Annotated in this window: 10 protein-coding genes; 5 read left to right on the top strand and 5 right to left on the bottom strand. The window is 65.7% G+C overall.

All coding sequences use genetic code 11. The features are described from left to right. Positions 1–23: 23 nt before the first annotated feature. From metG to L2U69_RS04365, 3 genes are read left to right on the top strand one after another with little or no spacing between them, the layout of a single operon-like run. Positions 24–1,571, top strand: a complete 1,548-nt coding sequence (metG, locus tag L2U69_RS04375) for a methionine--tRNA ligase (RefSeq protein ID WP_236105335.1) — start codon at positions 24–26, stop codon at positions 1,569–1,571. An 11-nt stretch (positions 1,572–1,582) separates the two neighbouring features. Further along, the gene (locus L2U69_RS04370) at positions 1,583–2,380 is read left to right on the top strand and encodes a TatD family hydrolase (protein WP_236105334.1); all 798 of its coding nucleotides are present in this window, start codon (positions 1,583–1,585) and stop codon (positions 2,378–2,380) included. Positions 2,381–2,385: 5 nt separating this feature from the next. Then, positions 2,386–3,147: an MBL fold metallo-hydrolase gene (locus L2U69_RS04365; protein WP_236105333.1), complete on the top strand. Its 762-nt coding sequence runs from the start codon at positions 2,386–2,388 to the stop codon at positions 3,145–3,147. A gap of 45 nt (positions 3,148–3,192) precedes the next feature. On the opposite strand, the gene L2U69_RS04360 is transcribed toward L2U69_RS04365, so the two are convergent. Beyond that, positions 3,193–4,920: a cation:proton antiporter domain-containing protein gene (locus tag L2U69_RS04360; RefSeq protein WP_236105332.1), complete on the bottom strand. Its 1,728-nt coding sequence runs from the start codon at positions 4,918–4,920 to the stop codon at positions 3,193–3,195. 156 nt (positions 4,921–5,076) lie between these two features. Between L2U69_RS04360 and L2U69_RS04355 the strand changes: the two genes are divergently transcribed. Together L2U69_RS04355 and L2U69_RS04350 are read left to right on the top strand one after the other, a co-directional pair. Then, positions 5,077–6,471 (top strand): hypothetical protein, encoded by a 1,395-nt coding sequence (locus tag L2U69_RS04355; protein ID WP_236105331.1) that lies wholly within the window; start codon positions 5,077–5,079, stop codon positions 6,469–6,471. Between the two features lie 76 nt (positions 6,472–6,547). Beyond that, positions 6,548–7,657 (top strand): ferritin-like domain-containing protein, encoded by a 1,110-nt coding sequence (locus L2U69_RS04350; protein ID WP_236105330.1) that lies wholly within the window; start codon positions 6,548–6,550, stop codon positions 7,655–7,657. Positions 7,658–7,706: 49 nt separating this feature from the next. Here the strand turns inward: L2U69_RS04350 and L2U69_RS04345 are convergent, their stop codons facing one another. The 4 genes from L2U69_RS04345 to L2U69_RS04330 form a co-directional block, all read right to left on the bottom strand. Beyond that, entirely contained in the window at positions 7,707–11,921 is a 4,215-nt protein-coding gene (locus tag L2U69_RS04345; protein ID WP_236105329.1) for a hypothetical protein, read from the bottom strand. A 152-nt stretch (positions 11,922–12,073) separates the two neighbouring features. Then, positions 12,074–13,174 carry a redox-regulated ATPase YchF gene (gene ychF / locus L2U69_RS04340; protein WP_236105328.1) on the bottom strand — a complete coding sequence of 367 codons (1,101 nt, stop codon included), beginning with the start codon at positions 13,172–13,174 and terminating at the stop codon, positions 12,074–12,076. 2 nt (positions 13,175–13,176) lie between these two features. Then, a complete protein-coding gene (gene pth, locus L2U69_RS04335; protein WP_236105327.1) occupies positions 13,177–13,794 on the bottom strand; it encodes an aminoacyl-tRNA hydrolase in 618 nt (205 codons plus the stop codon). Positions 13,795–13,858: 64 nt separating this feature from the next. Beyond that, positions 13,859–14,479, bottom strand: coding sequence for a 50S ribosomal protein L25/general stress protein Ctc (locus tag L2U69_RS04330; protein WP_236105326.1), 621 nt, complete (start codon positions 14,477–14,479; stop codon positions 13,859–13,861). Between the last annotated feature and the right edge of the window lie 129 nt (positions 14,480–14,608).

Raw genomic sequence — 14,608 nt, 5'->3', positions numbered from 1 at the left:
CGGCGGGTCTTCTGGAGTTTCGAATGGCCTCGACCGAACCGTTCTACATCACGACGGCGATTTCCTATCCGAACGGCGTGCCGCATATCGGTCACGCCTATGAAGCGATCGCGACCGATACGCTGGCGCGTTTCGAGCGCCTGGACGGCCGCCCGGTGTTCTTCCTGACCGGGACCGACGAACACGGCCAGAAGATGCTGCAGACGGCGCGGCGCGAGGACATGAAGGTTCAGGAACTGGCGGACCGCAATTCGGCGCGTTTCGAGGAGATGGTCCAGGTTCTCGGCTGTTCCAACGACGATTTCATCCGCACCAGCCAGCGCCGCCACCACAGGAGCGTTCAGGAGGTCTGGCGCCGCATGGTCGAGGCCGGCGACATCTACAAGAACGTCTATGCCGGCTGGTATTCCGTGCGCGACGAAGCCTATTACGCCGAGGACGAGACCGAGGTCAGGCCCGACGGGCTGCGCTACGGCCCCCAGGGTACCCCGGTCGAATGGGTGGAGGAGGAAAGCTATTTCTTCCGCCTGTCGAAATATCAGGAGCCGCTGCTCGCCCATTACGAGGCCAACCCGGACTTCATCGGCCCGAAGGAGCGGCGCAACGAGGTGGTCAGCTTCGTGAAGCGCGGGCTGAACGATCTCTCGGTCTCGCGCACCACTTTCGACTGGGGCGTGCCGGTGCCGGGCGACGAGAAGCATGTGATGTATGTCTGGGTCGACGCCCTGACCAATTATCTGACCGGTGTCGGCTTTCCCGACGAATCCTCGCCGCTGTGGCAATATTGGCCCGCCGATCTCCATGTCATCGGCAAGGACATCGTGCGCTTTCATGCCGTCTATTGGCCCGCCTTCCTGATGTCCGCCGGCATCGCCCTGCCGAAGCGCGTCTTCGCCCATGGCTTCCTGTTCAACAGGGGCGAGAAGATGTCGAAGTCGGTCGGCAACGTCATCGACCCGTTCTCCCTGGTCGAAGCCTATGGCCTGGATCAGGTGCGCTATTTCTTCCTGCGCGAAGTGCCCTTCGGCCAGGACGGCAACTACAGCCACGAGGCGATCGTCAACCGCATCAACGCCGATCTCGCCAACGACCTCGGCAATCTGGCGCAGCGTTCGCTCTCCATGATCGCGAAGAACGTTGAAGGCAGGGTGCCGGCCTGCGGCGATCTCTCGGACAGTGACGCGGCGATCCTGGCCCAGGCCGACGGGCTCTACGAGGCGGCGCGGGCCGCCATGTCGCGCCAGGAGATCCATGCCGCGCTGGCCGCCATCTGGGCCTGCGTCGCCGACGCCAACCGCTATTTCGCGGGCGAGGCGCCCTGGGGCCTGAAGAAGACCGATCCGGCGCGCATGGAAACCGTGCTCTACGTCACGGCCGAGGTGATCCGTCAGGTCGCCATTCTGGCGCAGCCGGTCATGCCGGCCTCCTGCGGCCGCCTGCTCGACCAATTGGCGGTGCCGGTCGATGCGCGCGATTTCTCGGCACTGGGCACCGGCGGCCGGCTGGTCTCCGGCACTGCCCTGCCGGCGCCCCAGGGCGTCTTCCCCCGCCATGTCGAAAGCGAAGCGTAAGGAGCGATGCCATGCTGATCGACAGCCATTGCCATCTCGACTTCCCGCATTTCACCAAGGATCTCGACGCCGTGGTGGCGCGGGCGCGGCAGGCCGGGGTCGGCGCCATGCTGACCATCGGCACCACGCTGGCCAAATCGGCCCAGGTGATCGCGGTGGCCGAGCGCTTTCCCTATGTCTGGGCCTCGGTCGGCATCCACCCGCATGAGGCCGAGGCGGAGCACGACGTCCAGGCCCGCACCCTGATCGAGATGAGCCGTCATCCCAAGGTGATCGGCATCGGCGAGACGGGACTCGACTATTTCTACGAGCACGCGCCGCGCGCGGCCCAGACGGTGAATTTCCGCGCCCATATCCAGGCCGCGCGGGAGACCGGCCTGCCCATCATCATCCACACCCGCGACGCCGACGACGACACGGCGGCGATCCTGCGGGACGAGATGGCGAAGGGGCCGTTCCCCGGCCTGATCCATTGCTTCACCTCGGGCCCGGCCCTGGCGGAACTGGCGGTCGAACTCGGCCTCTACATCTCCTTCTCGGGGATCGTCACCTTCAAGGCGACCGAGAGTCTTCGCCAGATCGCGGCAAAGGTGCCGGCGGACCGTCTGCTGGTCGAGACCGACGCGCCCTATCTGGCGCCCGTGCCCCATCGCGGCAAGCGTAACGAGCCCGCCTTCGTCGCCGATACCGCCCGCGTCGTCGCGGCGGCCCAGGGCATCGGCGAGGCCGAGCTGGCGGATCTGACCACGGCCAATTTCACCCGCCTGTTCACCAAGGCCGACGTGCCGGCGGCGCTGGCGGCGGCCTGAGCGGGATGCGCGTCACCGTCATGGGCTGCGGCACCTCGGGCGGGGTGCCGTCGATCACCGGCAATTGGGGACGCTGCGATCCCGCCAACCCGAAGAACCGGCGCCGCCGGGTCTCGATCCTGGTCGAAAAGGGCGAGACCAGCCTGGTGGTCGACGTTTCCCCCGATTTTCGCGAGCAATGCATCTCGGCCGGGGTGCAGCGGCTCGACGCCGTGCTGCTGACCCATGACCATGCCGACCATTGCCACGGCATCGACGATCTGCGCGGCATCGCCGGGGTGATGCGACGGCGCGTGCCGGTCCATGCCGACCTCAAGACCCTGTCGACCGTGACCCGCCGTTTCGCCTATATCTTCGAGGGACGGGGCGGCTATCCGGCGATCTGCGACGCGATCACCATCGACGGCGACTTCACGGTCGGCGACCTCGCGGTGACGCCCTTTCGCCAGATCCACGGCGACATCGAATCCCTCGGCTTTCGTTTCGGCCCCATCGCCTATTCGACCGACCTGAACGAATTGCCGGAGGCGAGCTTCGCCGCCCTCGAGGGGGTGGAGGTGTGGATCGTCGATGCGCTGCGCCGGACGCCACATCCCAGTCACGCCCATCTGGAGAAGACGCTGGGCTGGATCGAGCGGGTGAGGCCGAAGCGCGCCATCCTCACCCATATGACCTGGGAAATGGACTACGACACCCTATGCAGGGAGTTACCCACAGGGGTGGAGCCCGCTTATGATGGTATGGAAATCACGTTTCCCAAGGTATGAACGAAGGTTAATTTTCCTTCATTTTCATACTCTTGTAGTGTTTTCCTAATTCGGTTTCTCGGAAGACGCTTCGGCCTTGCGGCGAAATCCAGCCAGTTTTTCTTCCACATCCTCCGCATCGAAGCCCTGAAGCCGCAGCGCGCCCCCCGCGAGCTGCAGGCTGGCCTCGATCGCCTCGGGCACCACGTCGGTGGCGCCGGCGCGGCGAAGGTCGCGGGCGGCGGCGAGATCACGGGCGCGGACGATCACCGGCATGTCGGGCACGAGCTGGCGCACGGCCTCCAATGTTGCAAGGGCGGCCGGCACATTGTCCAGCGCGACGATGACGAGGCTGGTGCGGTTGATCTCGACCGAGCGCAGCACGGCGGGCAGGCGGCTGTCGCCATAGAAGGCGGCATAGCCTTCCGCCCGGGCCTGGGCGACCGCATGGGTCGAGGCATCGAGGGCGAGATAGGGGATGTCGGCCGATTTCAGGATCTGGGCGATCATGCGCCCGACCCGGCCGAAGCCGGCGATCAGCACGTGATTGCCGCTTTCGAGCGGATCCTCCTCGCCCGGGCGCCGGGTCAGGCTGGGATCGCGCGTACGGTCCTCGACGAAGCGCGCCAGGACGGCGCCGCCGGCGACCACCATCGGCGTCGCCGCGAGGCTGAGGGCGGCGACGATCGACAGGACCGAAGCCGTGCCGCTGTCCATCAGACCGTGGCCGATGGCGAGATTGGCGGCGACGAAGGTGAATTCGCCGGCCTGGGCGACCAGGGTGCCGAGGCGGATGGCCGGCCCCGGCTCCAGCCCGAAGGCAAGGCCGAGACCGCCGGCGATCGACGCCTTCAGGGCGATGAGCAGAACGGTCAGGCCCAGCACCAGGATCGGGTGGTTGAACAGGGGCTGAAGATCCAGGTTCATGCCCACCGTGACGAAGAACAGGCCGAGCAGCAGTCCGCGGAACGGCGCGAGATCGGCGTCGACCTGATGGCGATAGGGCGTGTCGGCCAGGGCCAGGCCGGCCAGGAAGGCGCCCAGCGCCATGGACATGCCGGCGAATTCCGCGACCGCGCCGAGGCCGAGGGCGACGAGCAGCGACAACCCGGTGAAGAGTTCGGGCGTATTGGAATCGGCGACCAGATGGAACAGCGGGCGCAGCACGAAGCGCCCGCCCAGCAGGATGACCGCGATCGCCCCGACGCCCTTGGCGAGGCCGAGGCCGACGGCGAGCAGGCTGAAGCCGTCGTCAGGCCCCGCCATCACCCCGATCAGGGTCAGCAGCGGCACCACCGCCAGATCCTGCAGCAGAAGGACGGCGACCGTGGCGCGACCGAAGCGCGCCACCATCTCGTGCCGTTCGGACAGGATGCGCACCACGGTCGCGGTCGACGACAGGGCGAGACCGCCGCCGATGGCGATGATCAGCGCCGGGTCCGGCAGGTCCGCCCCGAACAGCGCCGGGATCATCAGGATGACGGAGACCGCCAGCAGGGTCAGCACGACCTGCGACGTGCCGAGGCCGAAGATGAAGACCCGCATGGCGCTGAGCCGATGCAGCGGCAGGTCGAGGCCGATGGCGAAGAGCAGGAACACGACGCCGAGTTCCGCGAGTCCCGACAGCGAGGCCGGATCCGAGACGAGTCCGAGCACCGACGGGCCGATGGCGATGCCGGTGACGACATAGGCAAGGAGCGGCGGCACCCGCAGGCGCCCCAGGAAGGTCGCCGCCAGGACGGCGGCCGCCAGGAGGATCAGGACGCTGGATACGTCGGGCCCGCCGTCATGCATGGCCCTTCTGTCTCCTTGGCGGTCGATTCGTCTCTTTCATCGCTGCAGTTTGACAAAGCGCCGGGCCCTTCACCACGCAGTTGAGGAACAGGCCGGGGCCTTGCGTGTTGCTTTTTGGGCGAACCGCCCATCTTTCGCCCCGGAACCCAGCCGCCAATGCCCATCGTCCTCGCCGTTCTCGCCCCGGTTGCCGCCCTGATCGCCCTGTTGGCACCGGCCCTCTGGAACGGCTTTCCCATTTCCTTCCACGACACCGGCGGGTATTTCGCGGCACCCTATATCGATGCGCCGGGCAACGGCCGCTCGACCGTCTACGGCCTGTTCCTCGAGGCGCTGCACGGCGGCGCCGCCTTCTGGCCCGCGATCGTGGTTCAATGCGCCATGGTGGTCGCCCTGCTGGTCGAGACGGGGCGTGCCTTCCTCGGCCTTCGGGGCCGGGCGCTGGCGCTCTTCGCAGGGGCCATGGGGGTCGGGCTGTCCCTGGTCAGCGGCCTTGCCTGGTATGCCGCGCAGCTGATGCCCGACATCTGGGCCTCCGCCGCCGTCCTCGCCCTGATCCTGATGATCGAGGGGCGGGAAGGGCGCGGGCTCGCCGCCTGGGCCGGCCTCGCCCTAGTGGTCGCCTTCGGTGCCGCCAGCCACACCGGGACCATGGCGCTGGTGCTCGGCCTTCTGCTGTTCAAGGGCCTGCTGATGGTCGTCGCGCGCCTGCACGAGCCGCTGCGCCAGTGGCGCCGGCGCGCCAGCCTCCGCCTCGGCATCGGCGGGCTGGCGCTTGCGCTCGGCGTGCTTGCCGTGCCCATGGCCAATCTCGCGACCTATGGCCAGTTCCGCTTCACGCCGGGCGGTGACGTCTTCCTGTTCGGCCGGCTGGTGCAGGACGGTATCGCCAGCCGCTATCTGGCCGATCATTGCCCGGATCCCAGCCTGAAGCTCTGCGACCATCAGGCCGAACTATTCGAGGACGACGGCACACAGCGCAGCAACGACAGCTTCCTGTGGTGGGGCGGCAGCCCCCTCTACGAGATCGGCGGCTGGGACGAGGCGGGGCCGGAGCTCGCCCGCATCACCCGCGAAAGTCTGGTCGAATATCCCGCGATGCATGCCGCCGCCGCCTGGCGCAGCTTCGTCCGGCAACTCGGCCTGATCGGCACGGGCGACGGCCTGAACGAACATCACTGGCACACCCAATATGTCTTCGAGAAATACCGGCCCGACGATCTGCCCGCCTATATGGCGGCCGAACAGCGCGGCGAGGACATCCCCTTCGGCGTCATGAACATCGTCCATGTACCGCTCGGCTTTCTGGCGATCGGCCTGTTGCCGGTCTCGGTCGCCGTCTTCCTGTGGGGGCGGCGGGCGTCGGGGCCGGGACGGCTGGCGGCCTTCGTGCTGGTCGCGCTGCTCGGCAATGCCGCGATCTGCGGCATTCTCTCCAACCCGCACGACCGCTATCAGAACCGCCTGGTCTGGCTCGCCCTGCTGTCGGCCGGGGTTTCCGCCGTCGCCCTGACGCGCCGCCCTGAACTGACAAAAAATCAGTCCGATTGACCTGGCTCAATGCAATGTGAGCCTCGTTCGCGTTTCCTTCGATGCAGCCGATCCCGGCCAATAAGCGGAGGAAAAGATGCGCGTCCGTCTCGTGGAACAGCCACCCCAGGAAACCAGGGTCTTTCAGGACCATGATCTGACCGACAAGCTCGACGGCAGCGACGTCGAGACCATTCGCGAAATCTTCAACACGCCGCTGACCGGCTCCTACAATTGGGACTACGACAGCGCCAATGCCAAGATCCGCCGGCTCTACGAGCTCGGCAAGCGGCACAATTGGAACGCCACCCTGGATGTCGACTGGGACATGCCGGTCGATTTCGACGACTACCCGATGGAGCCGGCGACCAATCCCTTCAACGGCTATCCGGAATATGAGGCGCTGTCGGAGGCGGAGAAGATCCGCTTCTCGTGGAAGGCCCATGCCCAGACCGTCGCCCAGTTCCTGCACGGCGAACAGGGCGCCATGCTGGTCGCCTCCCAGCTCGTCTCCTGCGCGCCGACGGCCGACGCCAAGCTCTATGCCGCCAGCCAGACCTTCGACGAGGCGCGCCACGTCGAGGCCTTCAACATGTATCTGCGCAAGCACTGCGGCGAACTCTACCGCATCAACCCGAACCTGAAGGCCCTGATCGACAAGGTCCTGGAGGACAGGCGCTGGGACCTGAAGTTCATCGGGATGCAGCTGATCATCGAGGGTCTGGCGCTGGCCGCCTTCGGCACCATGACCCAGACCACCCGCGACAATCTGCTGAAGCAGGTGGTCGAACTGGTGATGCGGGACGAGGGCCGTCACGTCGCCTTCGGCGTCAACTATCTCGAGGACTGGATCAGGACCCTGCCCGAGGACGAGATCGAGGACCGCGCCGAATTCGCCTATCAGGCCAGCCTGATCATGCGCGACCGCCTGTTCGGCATGGACGTCGCCCGGGAGTACGGCTTCGACGTCGAAGCGGCACGGGAGCACATCCTGAAGAGCCAGGTGACGGCCATGTTCCAGCACCTGCTGTTCGAGCGCCTGATCCCCAACTTCAAGCGCGTCGGCCTGCTGACCGAGAAGGTCCGCCCGAAATACGAGGCGATCGGCGCGCTGCAATATGAGGACGCGGCCGGCGACATCCTGATCGACTGGCAGAAACTCGACGAACCGCTGCCCGTGAAGGGCAATTTCCTGGCGGCGGAATAAGCGCCTGAACGATGGGGCGCCCCGGCGCGGGCCGGGGCGCCGTCTTCCGCTAGACGAAAACGAAATCCGTCAGGTCGAGAGCGGCCGGCATGGTCTCGAGGCTGGCGAGATAGGTCAGTTGGCCCGTGTCGGCATCATGCCAATAGAGACGGCCCATGTTCGTCTGATAGAAGAACATGTCACCGGTCAGTCCGTTCGTCGCGGTACCATTCCCCACCGCCACCGGGGATGAAGCGTCCAGGCCGAAGGCCGCACGGTCGATCTGCATCAGGTCACCGTCGGACCAATCCATGATGTAATCGATACCATCCCCCGGAGCATCGAGGACGAAGATGTCGTTCCCGGTACCGCCGGTCAGATGGTCCGGCCCGGCGCCGCCGATCAAGATGTCGTCGCCGTCCTCGCCGGACAGCGTGTCGGTCCCGCCGCCGCCCGAAAGCACGTTGGCTGCCGTATTTCCGGTGATCCGGTTGGCGCCGTCGTTCCCGGTGCCCCGCGTCGACGTGCCCTCCAGCGTCAGGTTCTCGACTTCGTCAGACAGCGTGTAGGAGACCGAGGCATGGACGTGGTCCCGACCACCGTCCGCCCGTTCAGTCACCTGGTCGCCGGCATCGTCGACATAATAGTGATCGTCCCCGGCGCCGCCGATCATGATGTCGGCTCCGGTGCCGCCGCGCAGCAGGTCGTTGCCGCCATAACCCTTGAGAATGTCGCCGTCCGCGCCGCCGTTCAGGATATCCGCCTGATCCCGGCCGAGCAGGGTGTCGTCGCCGCCCAGCCCGTGGAGGATGTTCGTGTCGGCGCCGCCGCTGCCGTAGATCATGTTGTCGAGCGCATTGCCCGTGCCGGTCAGGGCGCCGGTCCCCGTCAGTACGAGGTTCTCGACGTTGGCGGCGAGGGCATGGCCGGACAGCGGCGTCAGAACCGTGTCGTTGCCGCCGCCCTCCGCTTCGCGGACGACGTCGTGGCGGCCGTCGACGTGGTAGCGGTCGTCGCCGTCGCCGCCCGACATGTCGTCTGCTCCGCCGCCACCGATCAGCGTGTCGTGCCGCAGGCCGCCGATGAGGATATCGTCGCCGGCTCTGCCGCTCAGCAGGTCGTCGCCGCCGAGGCCGTCGATCCGATTGTTCCCAGCCGTACCCGTGATGCTGTTGGCGACATTGTTGCCATTGGCATCGAGATCGCCGACCCCCTGGAGAATCAGCGCTTCGACGCGGGCGGCGAGACGCTCGATGCTCACGGTCGCGTAGACCGTGTCATAGCCGCCTTCGGCCACCTCCGTGACCGTATCGCCGGCGTCGTCGACGTAATAGGCGTCGTCGCCGATGCCGCCGCTCATGGCGTCGGCGCCCGCACCGCCGTCGAGCACGTCGTTACCTGCGCCGCCGTCCAGAACGTCGTTTCCGAACCAGGTCCTGGCATAATCGTCGCCATCGCCAAGCGAGACTTCGTCGGGAAGGGCGCTGCCGAGGACGACATCGTCCCCCGCCGTCGTGCCGGTAATGGTCTGTGTGGTGGTCGGCGTTTCGTGCCAGACGACAATGTCGGCGATATCGTCGTGTCCGGGGCCATCGAGGAAATCATCGGCCGTATAGAAGGCAACGTTCCGACCATCGGACGAAATGACGGCCGAACGGGACGGTTCGCGGGCTTCCGTCGTCTCGCCGATCGCGGAAACACGCTCGATCGTTCCCATCACCATGTCGTAACGAAAGATGTCGGAGACCTTATTGGTGTCACCTTCCACGAGGTTGGTCGCATCGCTGGTAAAGACGATGAAACGCCCGTCGTCCGAAATGGTCGCACCATTGCTGTCGCCATTGGCTTGCTTGCCGTCGCTCGACACCGACACCCGCGTGGTAGCGCCGGTATCGAGATCATGGACGAAGATGTCGACCTTGCGATTGGTGTCGCCCGCCACGAGATTGGAGGCGCCGCTTTCGAAGGCGACATATCGGCCGTTGCCTGAGATGGCCGCGGCAGTGCTGTAGTCGTTGGATTGTGTTCCTGAGCTGCTGACGGAAACGCGGACGGTATCTCCGGTTTCACGGTCGTGGACGAAGATGTCCGGGCGCCCGTTGGTATCATCGGAAACGAGGTTGGTCGCACTGCTTCTGAAAGCGACATAGCGCCCGTCGTTCGAAATTGATGGTGCCTGGAAGCTGGCCTGGTTCGCTTCCGTTCCGTTCGAAGATATGGAGACCCGTTCCGTGGTACCGCGTATCCGGTCGTGAACGAAAATGTCCGAGACATTGTTGGCATCGCCGTCGACCAGATTGGACGCGGCGCTGTTGAAGGCGATATAGCGCCCATTGCCCGAAATCGATGGCGCCGTGCTGTGGGCGTTGCCTTCCGAGCCGTCACTGGCCATCGAGACGCGCGTCGTCGTCCCAGCAACCATGTCGCGGACGAAGATATCGCTGCCGCCGTTGGTGTCGCCGAAAACGATGTTGCGGGCCTCACTGGCGAAGGCGACATAGCGGCCGTTGTCCGAGAGGGATGTGCCGCTGCTGGACCGGCTGTCTGGCGTCCCATCAGGCGCAGCCGAAATCATGGTGACATCGCCGGTTTCGAGATCCTGGACGAATGCTTGAACCACGGTCTGGACGCCGGGGGCGGCGTAGTAGCTGTTGAACGCGATATATCGGCCGTCCGCCGACAGTGAAGCGGGCGCGGTCGTGGCCGCGTAGAAGTCGCCCGCCGCCGTGCGGGTGAATCCGCTCACTTCCGTCGCGGCGACGACGGTCAGTGTCGTACCCGCCGTAGTGCCGCCTCCCTCGGCATGGGCATCGATCTGTAGCTCGAAAATGCCGTCCTTGTTGTAGCCATGGCTCGACGACGCGACACCGTCGGCCGGCAGTGTCGTCGTCTGAAAGCCGTCGCCCCAATCGAAGGTGACCGTTTCGGCCTCCTGCACCTCGACCTTCACGGTGAAGGATCTGTTGTACGGGTGCCCGATGGTGGACTGGAGCAATCCCTTGTCGGCGACAAAGATGTCGTTGCCGACCATCGTGTAATAGATCGCCGAGTCCTGGGAAATGTGACGAAAGGCGACCAGGGATCCATCGCCCGAAATCGATGGCATCGTGCTGGCATGAAGCCACTGCGCGCCATCGGCGTCGGTCGACACACGCACGGTGGTGCCGGCGACCGTGTCATGAACGAAAACGTCGGCGACGCCGTTCGTGTCGCCGCCTGCAAGATTCGATGCACTGCTGACGAAGGCGACATAACGTCCATCGGCCGAGAGCGACGGAAGGGCGCCGCCGGTGCCGGCCTGCGAGCCGTCGCCGGAAACCGAGACCCGCGTGGTCGTGCCGGTCTGGCGGTCGCGCAGGAAGACGTCACTCTGGTTGTTGGTATCGTCAGCGACGAGATCCGCGGCGCCGGAGTGGAAGGCGACATAGCGGCCATCCGCCGATATCGCCGGCGCCTCGTTATCGCTGGCGCCTGTCGCCTGGCCCCCGTCCGTGGCGACGGAGACGCGCTCGGTCTCGCCGGTCACGAGGTCGTGGACGAAGATGTCGGCTATGCCATTGGTGTCGCCCGCTACAAGATTGGAAGCGTGGCTCTGGAAGGCGACATATCGCCCGTCCGCTGAGATGGAGACCTCGAAGCTGAGATTGTCCGCTTGGCTCCCGTCGGTGGCCACCGAAACCCGCCTTGTGTCGCCGGTCTCCAGGTCGCGGACGAAGATGTCCGCGACGTTATTGGTGTCGCCCGCGACGAGGTCGCTCGCATAGCTCACAAAAGCAACATATCGCCCGTCGGCGGAAATGGATGGCCGAATGCTGGAGGAATCGGCCTGAGCGTTCCCGTCGGTCAGGGAGACCAGAGTGGTGGTTCCGGTCAGCCTGTCGCGGATGAAGATGTCCGAAGCGCCATTCGTGTCCTGAACGACCAGGTTGGGCGAGGCGCTCGAGAAGACTACGAAGCGCCCATCCGCCGATATCGAGGGATCGGCACTCTCCGTGTCAAATATTGTCGGCCCACTGGTGGCCTGGTGGCCTGTCGAGGATACGGACACGCGGTCGATTGTTCCGGCAAGGCGGTCGTGCACGAAAATGTCCGTGATGCCGTTGGTGTCGCCCGGGACTAGATTGCTGGCGTTGCTCGCGAAGGCGACAAAGCGTCCGTCGGCGGAGATCGCGGGCTGGAAGCTGCCGGAGTTGCCGTACATGCCGTTCGGTGAAACCGATACGGGTTCGACCGAGTCGGGATCGACGGATGCTTCGCCGAAGGTGATATCGTTTATCGTTGCCATCTGCCGCCGCCCTGATGATGTCAGTTTTGTTTCGCGTTTCGCGCGATATTAACATCATTATTATATCGTTGGGAGAATGTGGTGGCCCGTGAAAATTGGTGGCAAATGGTCGAAGGCGGCGAAGGACGGCCCTTCGCCGCGTAGGCAGGGGCTCAGACGTTGAACTTGAAGTGCAGGATATCGCCGTCGGCGACGGTGTAGTCCTTGCCTTCCTGGCGCAGGCGACCATTGTCCTTGCAGCCCTGTTCGCCGTTGAACTTCACATAGTCGTCGAAGGCCATGGTCTCGGCGCGGATGAAGCCGCGCTCGAAGTCGGAATGGATCACGCCGGCGGCGCCCGGGCCCTTGGTGCCCTTCACGATGGTCCAGGCGCGTGCCTCCTTGGGGCCCACGGTGAAATAGGTGATCAGGCCGAGCAGGCCATAGCCGGCGCGGATCAGGCGCGAGAGGCCGGTTTCCTCGAGGCCGAGGTCGGCCAGGAACGCGCTGCGTTCCTCGGCGTCGAGCTGGGCGACCTCCGCCTCGATCGCGGCCGAGATGACGACGTAGGCGGCACCTTCGGCCTTGGCGCGTTCGACCACCATGTCGGAGAAGCGGTTGCCGGTCGCGGCCGAGGCTTCCTCGACGTTGCAGACGTAGAGCACCGGCTTCGAGGTGATGAGATCGAGGGTGGCGAAGATCGCCTGCTCGTCCGCCGCGACCTCGACCGCGCGGGCCGGCTTGCCCTCGCGCAGTACCTCGAGGGCGCGTTCCATCAGGGCGAGGCGGAGCTTGGTCTCCTCGTCCGCGCCGCCCTTCGACTTCTTCTGCAGCGCGGGCACGCGCTTCTCGAGACTGTCGAGATCGGCCAGCATCAGTTCGGTCTCGATGATGTCGGCATCGCCGAGGGGATCGACGCGGCCCTCGACATGGGTGATGTCGCCATCCTCGAAACAGCGGAGCACATGGCAGACGGCGTCCACCTCGCGGATGTGGGACAGGAACTGGTTGCCGAGGCCCTCACCCTTGGAGGCGCCGCGCACCAGACCGGCGATGTCGACGAAGGTGATCTGGGTCGGGATGATCTGGGCCGAGCCGCCGATCCGGGCGATCGTGTCGAGGCGCGGATCCGGCACCGGCACATTGCCGACGTTCGGCTCGATCGTGCAGAAGGGATAATTGGCCGCCGCCGCGGCGGCGGTCTGGGTCAGGGCGTTGAACAGGGTCGACTTGCCAACGTTGGGCAGACCGACGATGCCGCATTTGAAGCCCATGCTCACTCTCCTGATGAAGTACGCGGCGGCTGTTTCGCCGGTTTGGGCGGCGCCGTCAACAGGGCCACCCGTGTCTGGAAGCCGGCGTCGTCGCCCTTGGCCAGAAGGGGGGCGGCATCCACCACCGCATCGACCAGCGGATCGAGCCAGGCCTGATCGGATTTCGCGAAATCGCCGAGGACGTAGCGCAGCACCAGCGCCTTGTCGCCCGGATGGCCGATGCCGAGTCGCACCCGCCGGTAGTCCTTGCCGAGATGGGCGTCGATGGAACGCAGGCCGTTGTGGCCGGCATGGCCGCCGCCGGTCTTGACCCGGACCTTGCCGGGCGCGAGATCCAACTCGTCGTGAAAGACGACGACATCGCCGGGCACGAGCTTGAAGAAGCGCATCGCCTCGCCGACGGAACGGCCGCTCTCGTTCATGTAGGTGAGGGGCTTCAAGAGCAGGATCTTGTCGCCGCCGGCACCGAACTTGCCGTCGGCCACCATGCCCTGATAGCCGCGCTTCCAGGGGGAGAATGCGTATCGGTCGTGAATGGCGTCCAGCGCCATGAAACCGATGTTGTGGCGATTGCCGGCGTATTCGCCGCCCGGATTGCCGAGGCCGACGAGGAGGATCATCGGGAACGCCCCTCGGAAAGCGATGGACGGCCCGACGCGGAAACGCCGGGCCGTCGGATCGTGATTACTTCTTGGCCTTCTTCGCCGGCGCCGCTTCGGCCGGCGCCGCGGTCTCGACGCCGCCCTTCGGCGGGACGATGGTGAAGATGGTGAAGTCGCGGTCGATGACCGGCTTCGCGCCTTCCGGCAGCGCAACCTTGCTGATGTGCAGGGATTCGCCGAAGTTCATGCCGGCGAGCGAGATGGTGATCTGCTCGGGCACGGCATCGGCCGGGCACATCAGTTCGACTTCATGGCGCACCACGTTCAGCACGCCGCCCAGCTTCAGGCCGGGGGAGGCGGCATGGTCGGTGATGATCACCGGCACCGTCACGGTGACGAGACCGTCGGCGGGGATGCGCAGGAAGTCGACGTGCAGGGCACGGTCGGTCACCGGGTGGAACTGCACGTCGCGCGGCAGCACACGCTCGGAACGCTCACCGATCTTCAGGTCGAAGACGGTGGACAGGAAACGACCGGAGTTCAACTCCTTCTCCAGTTCCTTCCAGGAGATGGTGATGCCTTCCGGCGCTTCCTTGTTGCCGTAGATCACGGCGGGGACTCGGCCTTCGCGACGGGCGCCCCGGGCGGACCCCTTACCGACCCGGTCGCGCGCCTCGACGGCGAGCGAAACAATCTTGCTCATGTCTTTCTCCAATAGAGAACGCCCGCCTCCAGGGGTGCGGGCGCTTGTGAACGCGGGTTGATAGCGCAAATGCCCGGCGATGGCAACCAAAAGCCCGGGAGATTCGTCGCGTCCGCACCGGCCCCGGGG

The sequence above is a fragment of the Zavarzinia marina genome (assembly GCF_021568905.1).
GTDB lineage: Bacteria > Pseudomonadota > Alphaproteobacteria > Zavarziniales > Zavarziniaceae > Zavarzinia > Zavarzinia marina.
This window is presented reverse-complemented; position numbering and strand designations above follow the sequence as displayed.

What these genes read in the sequence shown, in the direction of transcription:
- L2U69_RS04355 (WP_236105331.1), top strand. Translation starts at nt 5,077, where the DNA reads ATGCCCATCGTCCTCGCCGTTCTCGCCCCGGTTGCCGCCCTGATCGCC.
- L2U69_RS04365 (WP_236105333.1), top strand. Translation starts at nt 2,386, where the DNA reads ATGCGCGTCACCGTCATGGGCTGCGGCACCTCGGGCGGGGTGCCGTCG.
- L2U69_RS04370 (WP_236105334.1), top strand. Translation starts at nt 1,583, where the DNA reads ATGCTGATCGACAGCCATTGCCATCTCGACTTCCCGCATTTCACCAAG.
- ychF (WP_236105328.1), bottom strand. Translation starts at nt 13,174, where the DNA reads ATGGGCTTCAAATGCGGCATCGTCGGTCTGCCCAACGTTGGCAAGTCG.
- L2U69_RS04360 (WP_236105332.1), bottom strand. Translation starts at nt 4,920, where the DNA reads ATGCATGACGGCGGGCCCGACGTATCCAGCGTCCTGATCCTCCTGGCG.
- pth (WP_236105327.1), bottom strand. Translation starts at nt 13,794, where the DNA reads ATGATCCTCCTCGTCGGCCTCGGCAATCCGGGCGGCGAATACGCCGGC.
- metG (WP_236105335.1), top strand. Translation starts at nt 24, where the DNA reads ATGGCCTCGACCGAACCGTTCTACATCACGACGGCGATTTCCTATCCG.
- L2U69_RS04350 (WP_236105330.1), top strand. Translation starts at nt 6,548, where the DNA reads ATGCGCGTCCGTCTCGTGGAACAGCCACCCCAGGAAACCAGGGTCTTT.
- L2U69_RS04345 (WP_236105329.1), bottom strand. Translation starts at nt 11,921, where the DNA reads ATGGCAACGATAAACGATATCACCTTCGGCGAAGCATCCGTCGATCCC.
- L2U69_RS04330 (WP_236105326.1), bottom strand. Translation starts at nt 14,479, where the DNA reads ATGAGCAAGATTGTTTCGCTCGCCGTCGAGGCGCGCGACCGGGTCGGT.